Source organism: uncultured Vibrio sp. (genome assembly GCF_947488985.1).
Lineage (GTDB): Bacteria > Pseudomonadota > Gammaproteobacteria > Enterobacterales > Vibrionaceae > Vibrio.
Genome location: NZ_CANLBV010000247.1, coordinates 1 through 886, shown reverse-complemented (window position 1 = coordinate 886; position 886 = coordinate 1). Strand labels below are relative to the sequence as shown.

Here is an 886-nt window from a genome sequence, read left to right as displayed (position 1 = left end):
TTGTCTCAATGAGGTGCTGTCCATCGTTTCAGGCAGTATTACTGTGATACGTATACCTGCGCTGGTAGTCACATCAGCCGAGGTACGATAGTCGATATCGATCGTGTAAGGCGTGGTCAATATTTGTGGGGATGCGCCGTATTGATTAACCAACTCAGTGAGAGAAGGTGGATTCACCAAGGTGCGACACCCAGAGGTTGCCCACTCATCATGGATGGCGTGCTCAAGGCTGACGAACACTGATTGTATAACCTGCATAAAGTCTTCATATTGCTCACGCTCTCTTAACGCCTGCGCCCCTATGACGGCGGAGGCCGCCAACGTTGCGCTGACGAGTACCGCGCTCAATAAAAACGACAACAACGACACGCCAGATTGCCGACGCATTACAACGTCACAGTGACGGTTGTACCTGTGACCTGTACGCTGTTACAGGTACCATCGGCACGTTGACAACGCTCAGCGCTAATAGGCGCTAACTGGTTGCCCAGCGCCATAGTATTTTCCGCGTCCACTTCGTTGATACTGATGTCCACATAAGAGCGGTTACTGTTCGTCGTCACGTTGTACGTGCCCCCAAATTGATTGACGCTGCACCAAGCGGCCTTGCTGTATCCATATCCTTCCTGACAAATTTCAGAAAGGCTCACCCCCGTCAAATCAGCACTCGCCCCCGCCCATGCACTGACCGCTTGACGAATTTCCGTCACTTCAGTCACGGTCTGATTCACGCTCAACTTACTTTGACCACTGGAAGCTAAGGCTGTAACCCCCGCGACCACGGCAGCGGCAAGCCCCATCCAAAAAATAAAATCCAACAAGGAAGCACCACGCTGCTTACGCGGTCGGTAGTGAGGTTTTGGTTTGATGTGAGCGTCTGTCTCTG

Annotated in this window: 2 protein-coding genes; both read right to left on the bottom strand. The window is 52.1% G+C overall.

What is annotated here, in order from left to right:
- Window positions 1-387 (bottom strand): hypothetical protein (locus tag Q1A70_RS20165; RefSeq protein WP_299697644.1); only part of this gene is annotated, 387 nt, incomplete at its 3' end.
- Window positions 387-818: a hypothetical protein gene (locus Q1A70_RS20160; RefSeq protein ID WP_299697646.1), complete on the bottom strand. Its 432-nt coding sequence runs from the start codon at window positions 816-818 to the stop codon at window positions 387-389. The genes Q1A70_RS20160 and Q1A70_RS20165, both read right to left, overlap by 1 nt.
- Between the last annotated feature and the right edge of the window lie 68 nt (window positions 819-886).